This is a genomic window from bacterium (assembly GCA_035945995.1).
Lineage (GTDB): Bacteria > Sysuimicrobiota > Sysuimicrobiia > Sysuimicrobiales > Segetimicrobiaceae > DASSJF01.
The window spans coordinates 1-13,963 of record DASYZR010000141.1 but is presented as its reverse complement, the minus strand read 5'-3'; the positions used below and the strand labels follow the sequence as shown (position 1 = coordinate 13,963).

Below are 13,963 nucleotides of genomic sequence, written 5' to 3'. Positions count from 1 at the left end.
CTCCCTCAGCGGTGCCGGAACCGAGGCGGCCGCTTTTCGAGAAAGGCGGAAGCGCCTTCGAGCACATCCTCGCACCGGAAGACGCGGCCGCTCAGCTCGAGCGCATACTCGAGCGCCGCGTCCCGCTCCATGTCACCCGCCGCGCGAACGGCGCGCTTGCAGGCCTGGACGGCCTGCGCCGGCGCGTCCGCGAGCCGCCGGGCGAGGGCCAGTGCTGCGGTCCGCGCTTCCCCGCGTGGGACCGTTTGATAGGCGATCCCGAGCGCGAGCGCGTCCGCGGCGGCCAGCGTGTCGCCGAGGTAGAGCAGACTCTTTGCCCGGCTTTCGCCGATCAGCCGGGCCAGGCGGAGCGGACCGCCGGTTCCGGGGAAAACGCCCAGATGGACTTCGGGCAGTCCCACCCGCGCGTCCTCCGCGATGACCCGCAGATCGCAGCACAGGGCAAGCTCCAGTCCTCCGCCGAGCGCCCATCCCTCGATCGCGGCGATCGTCGGCTGCGGCAGATCCTCCAGTTGCGTCCAGACCGCGTTCTCGCGTCGGAGTTTCGCCTCGACCACCCGGTCCCTGACCGGGGCGAACTCTCGCACGTCCGACCCGGCGCAGAACGCCCGCCCGCCGGCGCCCGCGACGATGACGGCCCGGACGGAGCCGTCCGAGGCCACGGCGTCCAAGACCTCGCCGAGTTGCCGCGTGAGATCGAGGGTCACGAGGTTCAGCGGCGGGTTGTTCAGTTCGACCACGGCAACCCCGTCGCCGGGGCGAGAGAGGCCGACCAGCATCGGGCCCGATCACCTCGCTTTCAAAAGCGCGTCGCGCGGCACCGCTCACACGACCTTGTCGCTTCGAAACCGCGCGATCTCCGCGGGCGTGTAGTCGAGGCCGCGCAGAATCTCGTCGGTGTCCTCGCCGAGCAGCGGCGGCCGCCGCCGCAGAGGCAGCGGACGGCCGTCGTAGTGGATGGGATGTGCGAGCACGCGGACGCGGCCGGCTCGTGGATGGTCGAACTCGAGAAACGATTCGTTCCAGCGCACCTGCGGATCGCTCACGACCTGTTCGTAATCCGCGACCGGGGCGGCCCAGATGCCGGCCGGCCGGAAGAGGCCGAGCCACTCGTCGGTCGGACGCTCGGCGAGCACCCGGCCGAGTGCGGCGGAGACTTCTTCGCGCCGCTCGAAGCGCTCGTCGTCCCGGAACCCGGACAGCGCCTCACTGCCCGTGACCTCGGCCAGCCGGCTGACCGGCGCGAGCGAGACCACGATCCAGCCGTCGCGGGTCCGGTAGACGCCGTACGGCGCCTCGTGGAAGGTCGTGGACAGTCCGGCGCGGCTCCGCGGCTGCAGGCGGCCGCCGTTGAGATAGTAGGTGAGCGGTTCGATCTGCAGATCGAGCGCCGCCGATAGCAGGTTGACGTCGACGCGGCATCCCTTCCCCGTCTGCGCGCGGCCGTGCAGCGCCGCGAGCACGCCCAGCGCCAGCAGCGCCGCCGCGTGCTGGTCGACGACCGCCGTCCCCACCGGGGTGGGCGGATCGTCGGCGGCGCCGGTGATCGCCGCGAGGCCGGAGACCCCTTGAACCAGCAGATCCTGCCCGGGATGCTCGCGGTAGGGGCCGTCGGGACCGTAGCCGGAACAGGCGCAGTAGACGAGCCGTGGATTGGCGCGCGCGAGCTCGTCGTATCCGAACCCGTGCCGGTCGAGCACGCCGGGCCGGAAATTTTGCACGAGCACGTCGGAGACGCGGATCAGCCGCCACAGGATCTCTTTGCCGGCGTCCGACTTGAGGTCGAGCGTCAGGCTGCGCTGGTTCCGGTGCGCGAGCAGGTAGAAGACGCTCTCGCCGTTCAGGTACGCGCCGGCTCCCGACCAGGTGCGCTCCCAGGCGCCGCGGCCGGGCTGCTCCACCTTCACGACGTCCGCCCCGAGGTCCGCCAGGAACTGGACGCCGGACGGCCCCTGGAGAAAATGCGTCAGGCTGATGACCTTCACGCCGGCGAGGAACATGCCCCAGGATTGCCCGCGCCGGCGGAGAATCCTGCGCGCCGATGACACGGCGAGCCGCTCCCCGCACGGCGCCGGCCCGGAAGCCCCTCACCGGCATGCTCGGCCAACGCGTCCAGTTCCGCAAGACAATCGCCGAATCGGACGTGTACCTGTTTGCCGGGATCACCGGCGATCTGCATCCCAACCATGTGGACGAAGTCTATATGAGGGGGACGCCGTACGCGGGCCGGATCGCCCACGGCGCGCTGCTGGTGGGCTTCATGTCCACGACCTCGACGCTCATGACGCAGCGCGTTCAGGCCGCGGTCCCGCAGGTCGTCGTCTCCTACGGCTACGATCGGATCCGGTTTATCAAACCCGTGCGCATCGGGGACACCATCACGGTCGACTACACGGTGGTACGGGTCGACGAGACGGAAGGCAGGATGTTCGCCGACGTGACGATCAAGAACCAGCGGAACGACCTCGTCTGCGCCGGCACGCACATCCTGAAGCTCATCGGCGCCGGCGCGTCCGCGCCGCGGCGCCCGCCCACCCGCGGCTCATCCGCCGCGCGATGACGCCGGCCGGCGGGCCGCCGGGCCTCGACGCGCGCCTCGCCCTCACGCTGCGCGCCATCGATCACACCGCACGGCGCCTCGGCGATTCGTTCCCGCACGTCACCGAGGAGGGACGCTGGAAGACCCTCGCCGGGAGCGACGGGCCGCGATGGACGGGCACGACATGGCGGCACGGCAATTGGACCGCGGGCTTCTGGGTGGGATGCCTGTGGCTCGCGTCGCAATGGAGCGGAGATGCCCGGTACGCCGACGCCGCCCGCCTGTGGGCGGAGCGTCTGGCCGGCCGCGAGCATGACGATCGAACCCACGACCTGGGCTTTCTGTTCTATCCGAGCCACGCGGTCGGGGATCTGCTCGGCCACGACGGCGCCCTGAGCGCCCGGGCGCTCGTGGCGGCCCGCACCCTGCTCAGCAGATTCGTAGAGACCGGCGGCTACCTTCAGGCCTGGGGACCCCGGGGCGATCCCGAATGGGTGGGGACCAGCACCATCGACACGATGATGAACCTCCCGCTGCTGTGGTGGGCGTCCCGGAAGACCGGTGACGGCCGGTATGCCGCGGCGGCGGCGGCGCACGCGGCCACTACACGGCGGCACTTCTTCCGGCCGGACGGGTCCACGTACCACCTCGTCGTCTACGGCCGTACGCCCGGCGCCGTGTCCCGGAAAACGACGTTCCAGGGGCATGCGCCGGAGTCCGCCTGGGCGCGGGGTCAGGCCTGGGCCATCGCGGGATTCGCGATCGCTTATCGTGAGACCGGGGCCGGGCAATTCCTTGCCGCCGCGGACGCGGCGGCCCACTATTTCACCCGGCGGCTGCCGGCCGACCGCGTTCCATATTGGGACTTCGACGATCCCGCGATCCCCGACGCCCCGCGCGACAGCTCGGCGGCGGCGATCGCGGCGGACGGCCTGCTCGAACTCTCGGCGGTGCATCCCTCGCCCGCCCGCGCGCGGCGCTACCGCGACGAGGCCGCGTCGCTTCTCGAGGCGCTGGCGGCGCACTGCCAGAACCGCGCCCCCGAGGAGATCGACGGGGTGCTGCTCCACGGCTGCTACTCGCGCCCGCACCGGGAGGGCGTCGACTCCGCGCTCATCTGGGGCGACTACTTCTATCTGCGCAGCCTGGGGCGGGTGCCGGCGGCCGGACGCCCGGTTCTTCCAGGGTAGGAAGGAGACCCGGCCCCCATGTGCAAAACAGTGGGACCCTTGGCGGGACCAGCACCGCGTTCGGTCAGGCCAAGACGCCACGACCGGAGGTCGCGCATGCTGACGAGACGCTCGTTCGTGCGTGGAACAATCGCCCTGGCCGGAGCGGCGTGGGGCGTGAGGCGGGTCCAGGCCGCGGGCGCCGCGCGGACGTTCACCTTTGGCTACGATCAACCTCACGAAACCGCCTACGGCTTCATGGCCGACCGGTTCCAGGAACATCTGCAGCAGTTGAGCGGCGGCACGCTCGCCATCCGGCAGTTCCCCAACGCGGCGCTCGGGCAGGAACCGGAGATGGCGCAGAAAGTCCGCACGGGCGACATCGACTTCGCGATCAACGCCACCGCGAATACCGCGACCGTCGTGCCGCAGGCCGGCGTGTTTTCGCTTCATTTCATCTTTCGCGACGAGAAACATCTCCTCGATTCGGTGACGAACCCCGGCATCAACGCGTACTTCAAGAAGATGATTCTCGACAATACGACGGGCGCGCGGTCGCTCGGCCTGATGACGCTGGGCTTCCGGAACATGTATGCCAAGTTCGCCGTCACGGGCGCGCACGACCTGGTGGGGAAGAAGGTGCGGGTGCAGGCGACGAAGACCGAAGACGCGTTCTTCAGCGCCTACCGCGCGGTGCCGGTGCACATGCCGTTCGGACAGGTGTACACGTCGCTGCAGACCGGACTCGTGCAGATCGCCGAAAACGGGAACGACATCTACCTCAAGAACAAGCACTACGAAGCGGCCCCGGTGCTCTCGAAGACGCAGCACGAGGCCAACAACAACCAACTCTGGATGAGCCAGAAGACGTGGGACAGTCTCTCCGCCCAGCAGCAGCAATGGGTGGAGGCGGCGGCCGGCTATGCCCTGCCGCGGGCGGCGCGGCAGGCGCTCGTGAACGACGCCGCCGCGGTCAAGACGCTGCAGGGGCTCGGGGTGAAATTCAACCAGAAGGTCGACAAGCAGAGCTTCGTGACGCTCGCGGCTCCGCTGCAGGATCCGCAGGCTCAGGAGCTGGGCCCGTACGCGGTCCAGCTCCTGAAGCTCGTGCGCAATGTGACGTAACGTGCCGAGGCGGGCCGGCGTCCCCGCGCGCGGGAACGCCCCGGCTGACGCCGGGAGCCCGGGTGAGGAAGGGGCCCTCGCCGCGGGCGTCGTCCTGGCGCCCAAGCAGCGGATCACCGTCCGCGCGTCCCGGCATCTCAAGTGGCCGGCGCTCGACGTCCTGGAGCGATTCCTCATGGTCGTCTGCGCCCTGCTGCTGCTCGGCTTCACCCTCTGCGAGCTGGCCGACGTCAGCTTCCGCACGATCGACCGCCCATGGCTCGACGCGGGGGAGTTCGAAATCGGCTTCTTCGTCTGGGGCGTGTTCCTGGGCATGGGCGTGGCGGTCCGCCGGGACCAGCACTTCCGACTGACCGCGCTCGGACAGTCCCTGCGCGGCCGCAAACGCCTGCTGGTCGAGACGCTCAACCGGCTGGTGATTCTCGGCACCGCCGTGTGCATGATCGTGTTCGGCTATCGCAACTATCTCAACGGGTTCGGAAGTTTCCTGATGCCGTCGGTCACGCCCATCGCCGTGCTGTACGCCGCGATTCCGGTGGGAGGCGCCCTGGCCGCGCTCTTCACGATCGAGGAGCTGGTCAACGGCTGGCGCCGCGGCTACGAGTCGCCGGCCGACACGTCGCCCGGGACCCACGGATTGCCGGTGACGTAAAAGCCGCCCCGGATGGATACCAACGCCGTCGCCCTGATCGTGATGATCGTGACGTTCATCTATCTCGGCTACCAGGGGGTGCCGGTGGCGTTCGCCCTCATCGCGGGGGCGCTGGTGACCACGACGCTGTTCACCAAGATCACGCTCGCCTCGATCGTCGGGCAGATGTTCAACGGCATCAACCAGCTCGAGTTCCTGGCGATTCCGTTCTTTCTGCTGACCGGCGACATGATGACGTCCGCGAACATCACCTGGCGGCTGATCAGCTTCGCGCAGGCGCTCGTCGGCCACTTCCGCAGCGGCCTCGCGCATGTGGTCAGCGTTTCGAGCATGCTCTTTGCCGGCATTTCGGGCTCGATGACGGCCGACGTCGCCGCCATCAGCACGGTCGTCATGCCCTACATGGAACGAGAGGGATACAATCCCGCCTTCTCCGCCGCGCTGGTCGCCGCCGCCTCGACCATCGCGGCGATGGTGCCGCCGAGCATCATGGCCATTATCTACGGGGCGGTCGGAAGCGTGTCGATCGCGGGCCTGTTTCTCGGCGGAGCCACCCCCGGGCTCATGGTCGGGGTCGGGTTGATGGTCTACAGTTACGTCTTCGGCCCGCCCGGCATCCGCAAGCAGCGGGCGACGCTCGGCCAGATGGCCGGCGCAACGCGCGCGGCGCTGCTGCCGCTGATGATCCCGATCATCATCGTCGGCGGCGTCGGCTTCGGCATCATCACGCCCGCCGAGGCCGGCATGATCGCGGTCACGTACATCCTCGTCGTGCTCCTGCCGCTGCTGAACCGGGGGCACATCCGCCACCTGCCTCGCGATTTCATGGAGGCGGCCGTCCTCTACTCCCTCCCGATGGCGGCGGTCGCGAGCGCCTCGGCCGTGGGATGGCTGCTTGCGTATCTCGGCGGTCCGACGATCGTCAGGGGCTGGATTGAAGCGCTCGCGGGCGGCAACCGGATCGTCATCATGTACGCGATGGTGCTCGTCCTCACCATCGCCGGCGATTTCCTCGACGGGGCGCCGGCGATCGCGATCTTCATGCCCATCATCCTCTCGCTGACGCAGCTGGGGCACATCAACCCGGTGCATATGGGCGTGCTCGTGATCGTGAGCCTCGCGTTCGGCCTGATCACCCCGCCCTACGGGCTGATCCTGTTGCTGGCCTCGACCCTGGCCGGCGTTCCGTTCAGCCGCGCCCTCCGCCAATCGGTCCCCTTGTACGCCGTCTTCTTTCTCGTCATCACGTTGATCATTCTGTTCCCGAACGTGGTGTTGTGGCTGCCGCGCCTGATCCTTCCACAGTCGGTCGGGTGCTTTCCCAACCAAAACGGGCCCGGCTACATCTGCCCGCCGCCGTAGCCGCCGGGCCGAGTGTGGTGGGTACGAGCCGTCCAGACGTCAGCGAAAATGCCGGGCCAGCTCCGAGGCGTACGTCCGGCCGAGCGTTTCGCCGTGTCGCGCCACCCAATCGCTGAAACGCCCGCGCGCGATCGGCGGACAGACCGAGACGAGCAATTCGGCCATCAACCCCGCGATCTCACCACGGGTGAGCACGACGTCGCGGACGACGGCGCCGGCCGCCGCGAGCAGCGCCCGCACGACGCCGGGAGGGGTGTGGAGGAGACGCGCGCGGCTCCCGACCGCCCGGGCGATGAGCCGCACCACGCCGTCGAAGGTATGCGTCTCGGGCCCCACGACGTCGGCGACGGCGTTCTCCGAACCCGCGCCGGCCTCGACCGCGATCTCCGCCAGGTCGTCGACGTCCACGCACTGCAACCGGTAGCCGCCGTTGCCCATGACCGGGAACACCGGGCTGCGCCGCAGGAACCACGCGATGTTGTTGACCAGGATGTCGCCGGAGCCGTACACGAGCGCCGGCCGAAGGATGGCGTAGGACAGGCCGGACTCCCGGATGATCCGCTCCACCACGGCCTTGCCGCGAAAATACGGGAGCGGTGAGTCTTCGGCGGCGTTCGTCACGCTCAAGTGGACGATCCGGCGGACGTCCGCGGCCCGGCAGGCCTGAACGAGCACCCTGGTGCTCTCGACCGCCGTGTCGAACGTCGTGCCCCGGTGCGGAAACCGGACCCAGTAGGTATTGTACAGGACGGCCGCTCCGCGCAGCGTCCGGGCCAGTTCGTTCGGATCGTCAAACCGGTACGGCGCCACCCGGACCCGGTCGCCGAACGGGTTCGGCCGGGCCGGATGGCCGGTGAGCGTGAGCACGCGCCGGCCGGTGGCGAGAAGCCGGCGGGTGATGGCGCGCCCGCTGAAGCCGAACGCTCCCGTGGCGACGTGAATCTCGTCATCGTCCATCGCGGCGAGTCCGGATGTCAGATCGGCTTCAGGGCAGCCACCTGCTCCTCGGTGAGCAGACGGACCTTGGAGCCCCGCAGGATCAGAAAGAGCTTGGCCGTCTCCTCGAGCTCCTCGATGGCGCTGGCGGCGGCGTCCAGCGAGGTGCCGGCCACCACCGGACCGTGATTGGCGAGGAGAACCGCGTGGTGCCGGCCGGCCAGCCCCCGCACGGCCTCGGCGAGACCGCGGTCCCCCGGCGGATAGTAGGGCACGAGCGGCAGCCGGCCGACGCGCATCACGTAGTAGGCGGTGATCGGCGGCAGCACGTTTGCGTGGTCGACGTCCGCCAGCGCGGAGACGGCGACCGAGTAGGTCGAGTGCAGATGCACCACCGCCCCGGCCTGCGGCCGCTCCTCGTACATGACGCGATGAAGGACGCTCTCCTTGGTCGGCGGGTCGCCGGCGACGAGCGTGCCGGTCGCATCGAGCTTCGCGAGCCTCGCCGGATCGAGCCGCCCGAGCGAGACGTTCGTCGGCGTCATGAGCCAGCCGTCCTCGAGCCGCACGCTGATGTTGCCGGCGCTCCCGACGCTCAGACCGCGCGCAAACAGGGACGCCCCGAGCCGGCAGATCTCCTCGCGCACCGCCGCTTCGCTCAGTCGAGACATGCGAATGCCCTCACGAAGAAATCCTCCCCGCCGAAATTGCCGGACTTGAGCGCCAGCGCGATCGCCGGCTCGCCGAGACTCGCCGTCCAGGGCACGCCGGGATCGATCTGCGAGCCGATCCGCAGCCCGGTCACGCCGAGCGCCTGCACGACGGCGCCGGAGGTCTCGCCGCCGGCGACGACCAGGCGGCGAACGCCGCGCTCGACGAGCCCGCGGGCAATGCCGGCCAACGCGTCCTCGACAAGGCGCCCCGCACGCTCGCGGCCCAAAGAGTCTTGAATGACGCGCACGCGGTCGGGCGGGGCGCTCGCCGAGACCAGCAGCGGTTTCGCGCCGAGACGCGGCCCCGCCCAGTCAAGCGCACGCGCGACGACCGGCTCGCCGGCGGCCAGCGCCATCGGGTCCACGTCGAAGACGGGATGCGTCGCACGCATAACCGCCACCTGCGCCAGCGTCGCCGTCGAGCACGAGCCGGAGATCACGGCCGCCGCTCCGCGCACGCGGGGCAGCCGGTCCGCCGGCTGCACGGACTCGAGCCGCCCGGCGCGGCGAAAGTTCTCCGGCAGGCCGAGCGCGATGCCCGACCCGCCGGTCACGAGAGCGAGACCGGACACCGACGCGCCGATGGTCAGGAGATCGGCGTCGTCGACCGCGTCGAGGATGGCGTGCCGGCGGCCGTCACGGCGCAGCCGCGCGAATTCGCCGCGCACCGCGTCCACGCCGCGGCGCACCGCGGCGAGGGGTACCAGCCCAACCTTGTGAGGCGTCTGCCGGCCGAGCACGCGCACCAGGTTCCCGTCGCGCATCGGCGTCAGCGGATGATCCCGCATCCCGGATTCGGACAACAGCACGTCTCCGACGAAGAGGTATCCGCGGTAGACCGTCCGGCCGTTTTCGGGAAAGGCGGGACAGAACACGGTAAAATCGGCGCCCAGCGCGTCGAGTAGCGCATCGGCCACCGGACCGATGTTGCCGCGGTCGGTCGAATCGAAGGTCGAGCAGTACTTGAACACGATCTGTCCCGCGCCGCCGCCCCGCAGCCACGCCAGCGCGGCGAGCGACTGCGCGACCGCCTCCGGCGCCGGGATCGTGCGGCTCTTGAGGGCGATCACCACCGCATCGACCGCCTCGGGCGCGGCGTGACCCGGCGGGCCGATCAGCTGAACGGTGCGCATGCCGCGCCGAGTCAGCGTGTTCGCCAGGTCCGTCGCGCCCGTGAGGTCGTCCGCAATCGCCCCGAGCAGCATCGCCATGGTCCGCGCGCGGGGCCGCCGTCCGCGGCGTCAGGCCGCGACACCCCAGCGTCGCGCCCATCCCAAGCCGGCGCGGGTATCGCCGGCGGGCCGGTATTCGCAGCCGACCCACCCGTCGTAGCCGAGCTCGTCCAGCAGCTCGAGCAGATAGGAGTAATTGACCTCGCCACGGTCCGGCTCGTGACGCTCGGGAACGCCGGCGATCTGCACGTGGGCGTACTCGCCGGCCAGATCGCGAACGTGCGCGGCGAGATCGCCCTCCATGATCTGGCAGTGGTACAGGTCGAGCTGCAGCTTCACGTTGTCGCGGCCCACCTCGCGCAGGATCGCCGCGGCCTCGCGGGTCGTGGTGAGGAAGTAGCCGGGCATGTCGCGCCTGTTGATCGGCTCGATCAGCACGCTGACGCCGTGCGCCGCGGCGCGGTCGGCGGCACGCCGGAGGTTCGCGACGAAGACCGCGGTCCCTTCGCGCCGGTCCCGCCCCGCGGGCCAGATCCCGGCCATGGCATGAAGCCGCGTGCACCCGGCCGCGAGCGCGTGCTCGAGCGCACGCTCCATCCCGGCCATGAACTCATCCTCTCGGCCCGGCAAGGCCGCCGTACCGCGCTCGCCCTTGGCCCAGTCGCCCGGCGGCAGGTTGAAGAGCGCCGGCGTCAGGCCGTACCGCGCGAGGTGCCCGGCGATCTCGGACGGCGGGAAATCGTAGGGGAAGAGATACTCGACGCCGGTGAAGCCCGCCTCCGCGGCCGCGGCGAAGCGGTCGAGAAAACTCACTTCCTGAAACATCATGGTCAGATTGGCCGCGAGCTTCGGCACGGCTGCATCTCCACGACCGTCTTCCCGCGGATCGTCGCCGACGTCCCTTTCGACGATCGAGCGCAGAATGCCCGCCTGACGGCGGAACCGGCCGCCGGAAGGAGGCGCCGGGGATTCGCCGGGCGCAGTCGAAGAGTACAGCGGAGCTCAGAAATCACTCTGTTGGGCGGTGACGGACCGTGCGAGATTCGCAGGAGGGCGCTTCGCAGCGCGACAACGGCACGGAAGAGGTTTCGTGGCGCCTCATCGAGTCTGGCATGGCGGTGCTCGCTTCGGACGGCACGCCCATCGGTCATGTGACGCACGTTCTGGGAGATCCCGATCGTGATATCTTCGACGGCGTCGGCTTCCGGCACCACCTGTGGACCACGCACCGGATGGCGTCCGCCGCCATGGTCGCCCGCATCACGGAACGGGCGGTTTCGCTGCGCATCTCGGCGGCGGAGGCGGAGCAGTGCCCCGCGTACCAGGAAGAGCAGGTTTATCGAATCGGCACGACGGGGTTCTTCCGGCACCACCCGGGCTGGCGCAGCGGGAATCGCCCGTAAACGGGAGGACCACGATGACCTTGCGAGGGTGGCAGGCCACCTGCCCGGAGTGTCAGTGGAACATGCACGCGGTGCATCGCGAGCACGCCGACGCCGCCAAGCGGATGCACGAGGAGTCCACCGGCCACCGCCGCGTGACCGTTTCCCCGGTCGCGCAAAGCGATTCCACGAGCCGCTCCTCGGGCCAAGAATCGCCGCCGAAGGCCGGCGGACCGGTATAGCGTGGTCTCTGCGCGCACGAGGCCGCAGAGGCCGCTCCAACCGTCTGGCCGCGCGCCGACCGGGGCATACATCCCACGCGGGACCGGGCACAAGGCCACCGCATGTTGGGGTCGTTCCGACCCGGGAGCATACAGATGCGCTACGTCGGGGCTTTGGGTCTCCTCATCGCGCTCGCGCTGGTTGTCTCGCTGAGCCTGAAGCAGGCGACGCAGCTGGCGAAGGGACCGTCGTCTGGAACCGCCGTCGGCGCGGCCCAGCGAGCCGCCGGCGCCGCGTCAGAGCACGCGCAAGAGGTGCTCAAGAACCAAGTGGGCGGCACGAAGCCCTAGGCGCGGCGTCTCCCTCCGTTGGGTCAGCTTGCCACCGCGACTTTCGTGGTGGCCGAGGGCAGACCGTACAGGTTGATGGCGTTCCCCCCGAGGATGCGGCGCTTGGCGTCCTCCGAAAGAAACGGAAGGTCGTAGATGCTGCTCGGCAGGTCGAAGTCCCAGTGCGGATAGTCTGATGCGTAGAGGACCTGTGTGTCCGCGTGGATGGCCGCGAACGTCGCCTCGAGCAGATCAAGATTGGAGCGCTCCATCGGCTGGACGGTGTAATAGAACTCGCACATGTACTCGCTGGGCCGCTTCTTCAAGAGAGGAGCCTCTGAAGAACGCATCATGTACTCATTGTCCAGGCGCTGCATGAGGAATGGGATCCAGGCGACGCCGCTCTCCATCCAGACAAGCTTCAGGCGCGGGAAGCGCTCGGGAATGCCATTCACCACCAAGTTGGTGAGGTGCACGATGTTGTAGAGTGTGCGGCCGACGCCGTGCGCGGAGAGGAATTTGTTGAACTGCTCGGTCAGGCGATCCTGCCAGTTGTACGTCGAGTGGAAGGCAAGGGGCATGCCTCGCTCCTCGATCGCCGCATAGACCTTCATGTAACTGCGGTGATGGACCGGCCGGTGGAAGGTGCTGCCGACGACGAAGCCAATGACGCCGCGGCGATCGGCGAACTCCTCGACCATCTCCCCGCTGGCATCGGGGTCGTTGAACGGCAGGGAAATCATCGTGCGCAACCGCGGCTCCTCGGGGAGCACGCGCTCGGTGATCCACCGAGCGTAGGCGCGGCTGACGGCCACCTGGACATCCACCTCGGGCAGGATTCCCATGTTGAGGAGCGCGGTCGGGAAGAGGTTGGCGTAGTCGATCCCGATGGCGTCCATCGCCTTCTTGACCACCCCGACGTCGGGGGTGCGCGGCTCGCGCTGCCGCTGCTCGGCGCTCAGATTGTAACGCTGGATGCGGCCCCCCACGGTGCGGTCCCCGACCGGCCCTGTCGTTCATGTCCAGGCTCAGTATCACGGTGGTAGCAGTGGTAATGGTGGCGGCACGGGCAACCGACCGAAAAACGGCTACTGCATTTCGGCAGGTCACATCAGGCGTCGGGTGGGATGGAGGGTGGCACCAAAGTCGAGCGAAGAGGTCGTTTCAATGCATTTCGTTTTGCTCGCCTCCCATGGCGCGGAGATATGCCCCACCTCGAACGCGAAAACGCGAGACCTGTTGCTCAAGCGGGCACCGGAAATCCCGGCGCTGGCGAAGCGGCTTGGCGTCAATCTTGTTGCGGGGCCGTTTGTGAGCCGTGAGCATATTAGTGTCGTTGTCGTGGAGGCGGCCAAGGCTGAAGCCGTGGATCAATTCATTTCCGAAAGCGGACTAGCCTAGTGGAACAGCGTCAGAGTATTGCCGTTCCTAACGATGGAGGAAGGCATGAAAGAACTGAGTGCCATGAAGACTCTTTTTTTGATTTGCGCGATTGTCGGGGAGGGTGCTTCGGTATCCTCCCTTTCGTTTTTGTTCGTTCGGCAGGATGCTTTTCCCCGAACAGAATGAAGCGCAATGCATGGCTTCCCCTCGAACACAAAACCCTGTTCAATACCGGCAACTCCGCTCACGTGTGAGCGTCGAGCAGGCCGCGCAACGGATCGGGATCTCGGCGGTCCACTACCGCGCTGTTGTCGTGTTCGGGAATGACCGTTTCACTGAGGAGGCGATTCAGCCGGTTCTTACCGCGACAGGTGTTGCGGAGGACCGGCTCCGCGCCTGGGAGCAGCGGCCCCAGGGTGACACTCGAATCCCGCCCGCGCGGTAGGGAAACGGCGGTCGATGGGCGCGGCAACGTAGTCTCGGACGACGCGGCGCACGAAGGATGCCTTGCGCTTGAAGCTAAGATTTCCGGCCGAAGGAACGGTGCGGCGTAGAGCACGACCTTTGCCCGCACGACATTACGATACGATGACGAATACTTCCCCGCAATGGCCTCCAGCGTCTTGCGGGTCTCGACGGACAGTTCGATCTGATATGGGCTTTCTCTGGCCATTGGTAGCAGGGGAGTAGCAGGCTAGACGCAACACGCTGGGAGCATTGCTTGGCTCCTCGGGCATGACTCGAACCTGCAACCCTCCGGTTAACAGCCAAGGACGTGATCTCCGTCGCAGGTTGGGGGGTAACTGGGGGCCTGCTTTTCTGACACCTTCGCCAGCCCTGACCGACCCGAGACATAGGTAACAGGTTGTACCGGACACATGGGTAACACCTCCTCCCTCTGAAAGGGGGGGAGCGATGCCCTGGAAGGAGTGTTCGGTGATGGACGAACGACTGCGGTTTGTCGCGCGCCGGCTGGCCG

16 protein-coding genes are annotated in these 13,963 nt (G+C 68.4%); 9 read left to right on the top strand and 7 right to left on the bottom strand.

The window, feature by feature from the left end; all coding sequences use genetic code 11:
• Positions 1-5 precede the first annotated feature (5 nt).
• Positions 6-779 carry an enoyl-CoA hydratase/isomerase family protein gene (locus VGZ23_15975; GenBank protein HEV2359091.1) on the bottom strand — a complete coding sequence of 258 codons (774 nt, stop codon included), beginning with the start codon at positions 777-779 and terminating at the stop codon, positions 6-8.
• 45 nt (positions 780-824) lie between these two features.
• Positions 825-2,048 (bottom strand): CoA transferase, encoded by a 1,224-nt coding sequence (locus VGZ23_15970; protein ID HEV2359090.1) that lies wholly within the window; start codon positions 2,046-2,048, stop codon positions 825-827.
• Here VGZ23_15970 and VGZ23_15965 point away from each other — a divergent pair.
• The 5 genes from VGZ23_15965 (at position 2,042) to VGZ23_15945 (ending at position 6,847) form a co-directional block, all read left to right on the top strand.
• On the top strand, positions 2,042-2,560 hold the full coding sequence (locus VGZ23_15965) for a MaoC/PaaZ C-terminal domain-containing protein (protein HEV2359089.1): 519 nt from the start codon (positions 2,042-2,044) through the stop codon (positions 2,558-2,560). The two genes, VGZ23_15970 and VGZ23_15965, sit on opposite strands and share 7 nt — an antisense overlap.
• A complete protein-coding gene (locus VGZ23_15960; protein HEV2359088.1) occupies positions 2,557-3,729 on the top strand; it encodes a glycoside hydrolase family 88 protein in 1,173 nt (390 codons plus the stop codon). The genes VGZ23_15965 and VGZ23_15960 overlap by 4 nt, the downstream gene beginning before the upstream one ends.
• Positions 3,730-3,825: 96 nt before the next feature.
• Complete coding sequence (locus VGZ23_15955; protein HEV2359087.1) at positions 3,826-4,833, top strand: TRAP transporter substrate-binding protein; 1,008 nt, start codon at positions 3,826-3,828, stop codon at positions 4,831-4,833.
• A gap of 1 nt (position 4,834) precedes the next feature.
• Positions 4,835-5,485: a TRAP transporter small permease subunit gene (locus VGZ23_15950; protein ID HEV2359086.1), complete on the top strand. Its 651-nt coding sequence runs from the start codon at positions 4,835-4,837 to the stop codon at positions 5,483-5,485.
• A gap of 12 nt (positions 5,486-5,497) precedes the next feature.
• Positions 5,498-6,847, top strand: a complete 1,350-nt coding sequence (locus VGZ23_15945; protein ID HEV2359085.1) for a TRAP transporter large permease — start codon at positions 5,498-5,500, stop codon at positions 6,845-6,847.
• Positions 6,848-6,886: 39 nt separating this feature from the next.
• On the opposite strand, the gene VGZ23_15940 is transcribed toward VGZ23_15945, so the two are convergent.
• Genes VGZ23_15940 through otnI form a run of 4 tightly spaced genes read right to left on the bottom strand, consistent with a single transcriptional unit; the run spans position 6,887 to position 10,523 of the window.
• Positions 6,887-7,804: an NAD(P)H-binding protein gene (locus tag VGZ23_15940; protein HEV2359084.1), complete on the bottom strand. Its 918-nt coding sequence runs from the start codon at positions 7,802-7,804 to the stop codon at positions 6,887-6,889.
• 17 nt (positions 7,805-7,821) lie between these two features.
• Positions 7,822-8,454 carry a 3-oxo-tetronate 4-phosphate decarboxylase gene (gene otnC, locus VGZ23_15935; protein HEV2359083.1) on the bottom strand — a complete coding sequence of 211 codons (633 nt, stop codon included), beginning with the start codon at positions 8,452-8,454 and terminating at the stop codon, positions 7,822-7,824.
• Positions 8,442-9,707: a 3-oxo-tetronate kinase gene (gene otnK / locus VGZ23_15930; protein ID HEV2359082.1), complete on the bottom strand. Its 1,266-nt coding sequence runs from the start codon at positions 9,705-9,707 to the stop codon at positions 8,442-8,444. Before otnK ends, otnC begins: the two co-directional genes overlap by 13 nt.
• 30 nt (positions 9,708-9,737) lie before the next feature.
• Positions 9,738-10,523, bottom strand: a complete 786-nt coding sequence (gene otnI / locus VGZ23_15925; GenBank protein HEV2359081.1) for a 2-oxo-tetronate isomerase — start codon at positions 10,521-10,523, stop codon at positions 9,738-9,740.
• Positions 10,524-10,702: 179 nt separating this feature from the next.
• Between otnI and VGZ23_15920 the strand changes: the two genes are divergently transcribed.
• The 3 genes from VGZ23_15920 (at position 10,703) to VGZ23_15910 (ending at position 11,622) form a co-directional block, all read left to right on the top strand.
• Positions 10,703-11,071, top strand: coding sequence for a hypothetical protein (locus VGZ23_15920; protein HEV2359080.1), 369 nt, complete (start codon positions 10,703-10,705; stop codon positions 11,069-11,071).
• A 14-nt stretch (positions 11,072-11,085) separates the two neighbouring features.
• On the top strand, positions 11,086-11,292 hold the full coding sequence (locus VGZ23_15915; protein ID HEV2359079.1) for a hypothetical protein: 207 nt from the start codon (positions 11,086-11,088) through the stop codon (positions 11,290-11,292).
• A 135-nt stretch (positions 11,293-11,427) separates the two neighbouring features.
• Positions 11,428-11,622: a hypothetical protein gene (locus VGZ23_15910; protein HEV2359078.1), complete on the top strand. Its 195-nt coding sequence runs from the start codon at positions 11,428-11,430 to the stop codon at positions 11,620-11,622.
• A 23-nt stretch (positions 11,623-11,645) separates the two neighbouring features.
• Here VGZ23_15910 and VGZ23_15905 read toward each other — a convergent pair whose 3' ends face one another.
• Complete coding sequence (locus tag VGZ23_15905; GenBank protein ID HEV2359077.1) at positions 11,646-12,590, bottom strand: amidohydrolase family protein; 945 nt, start codon at positions 12,588-12,590, stop codon at positions 11,646-11,648.
• 145 nt (positions 12,591-12,735) lie between these two features.
• Here VGZ23_15905 and VGZ23_15900 point away from each other — a divergent pair, with 145 nt between their 5' ends.
• Positions 12,736-13,002 (top strand): hypothetical protein, encoded by a 267-nt coding sequence (locus VGZ23_15900; GenBank protein HEV2359076.1) that lies wholly within the window; start codon positions 12,736-12,738, stop codon positions 13,000-13,002.
• Positions 13,003-13,963 lie beyond the last annotated feature (961 nt).

Coding starts and splice junctions, on each gene's coding strand:
- otnC (HEV2359083.1), bottom strand. CDS start 8,454: ATGTCTCGACTGAGCGAAGCGGCGGTGCGCGAGGAGATCTGCCGGCTC.
- VGZ23_15915 (HEV2359079.1), top strand. CDS start 11,086: ATGACCTTGCGAGGGTGGCAGGCCACCTGCCCGGAGTGTCAGTGGAAC.
- VGZ23_15910 (HEV2359078.1), top strand. CDS start 11,428: ATGCGCTACGTCGGGGCTTTGGGTCTCCTCATCGCGCTCGCGCTGGTT.
- otnK (HEV2359082.1), bottom strand. CDS start 9,707: ATGGCGATGCTGCTCGGGGCGATTGCGGACGACCTCACGGGCGCGACG.
- VGZ23_15955 (HEV2359087.1), top strand. CDS start 3,826: ATGCTGACGAGACGCTCGTTCGTGCGTGGAACAATCGCCCTGGCCGGA.
- VGZ23_15945 (HEV2359085.1), top strand. CDS start 5,498: ATGGATACCAACGCCGTCGCCCTGATCGTGATGATCGTGACGTTCATC.
- VGZ23_15975 (HEV2359091.1), bottom strand. CDS start 779: ATGCTGGTCGGCCTCTCTCGCCCCGGCGACGGGGTTGCCGTGGTCGAA.
- VGZ23_15960 (HEV2359088.1), top strand. CDS start 2,557: ATGACGCCGGCCGGCGGGCCGCCGGGCCTCGACGCGCGCCTCGCCCTC.
- VGZ23_15940 (HEV2359084.1), bottom strand. CDS start 7,804: ATGGACGATGACGAGATTCACGTCGCCACGGGAGCGTTCGGCTTCAGC.
- VGZ23_15965 (HEV2359089.1), top strand. CDS start 2,042: ATGACACGGCGAGCCGCTCCCCGCACGGCGCCGGCCCGGAAGCCCCTC.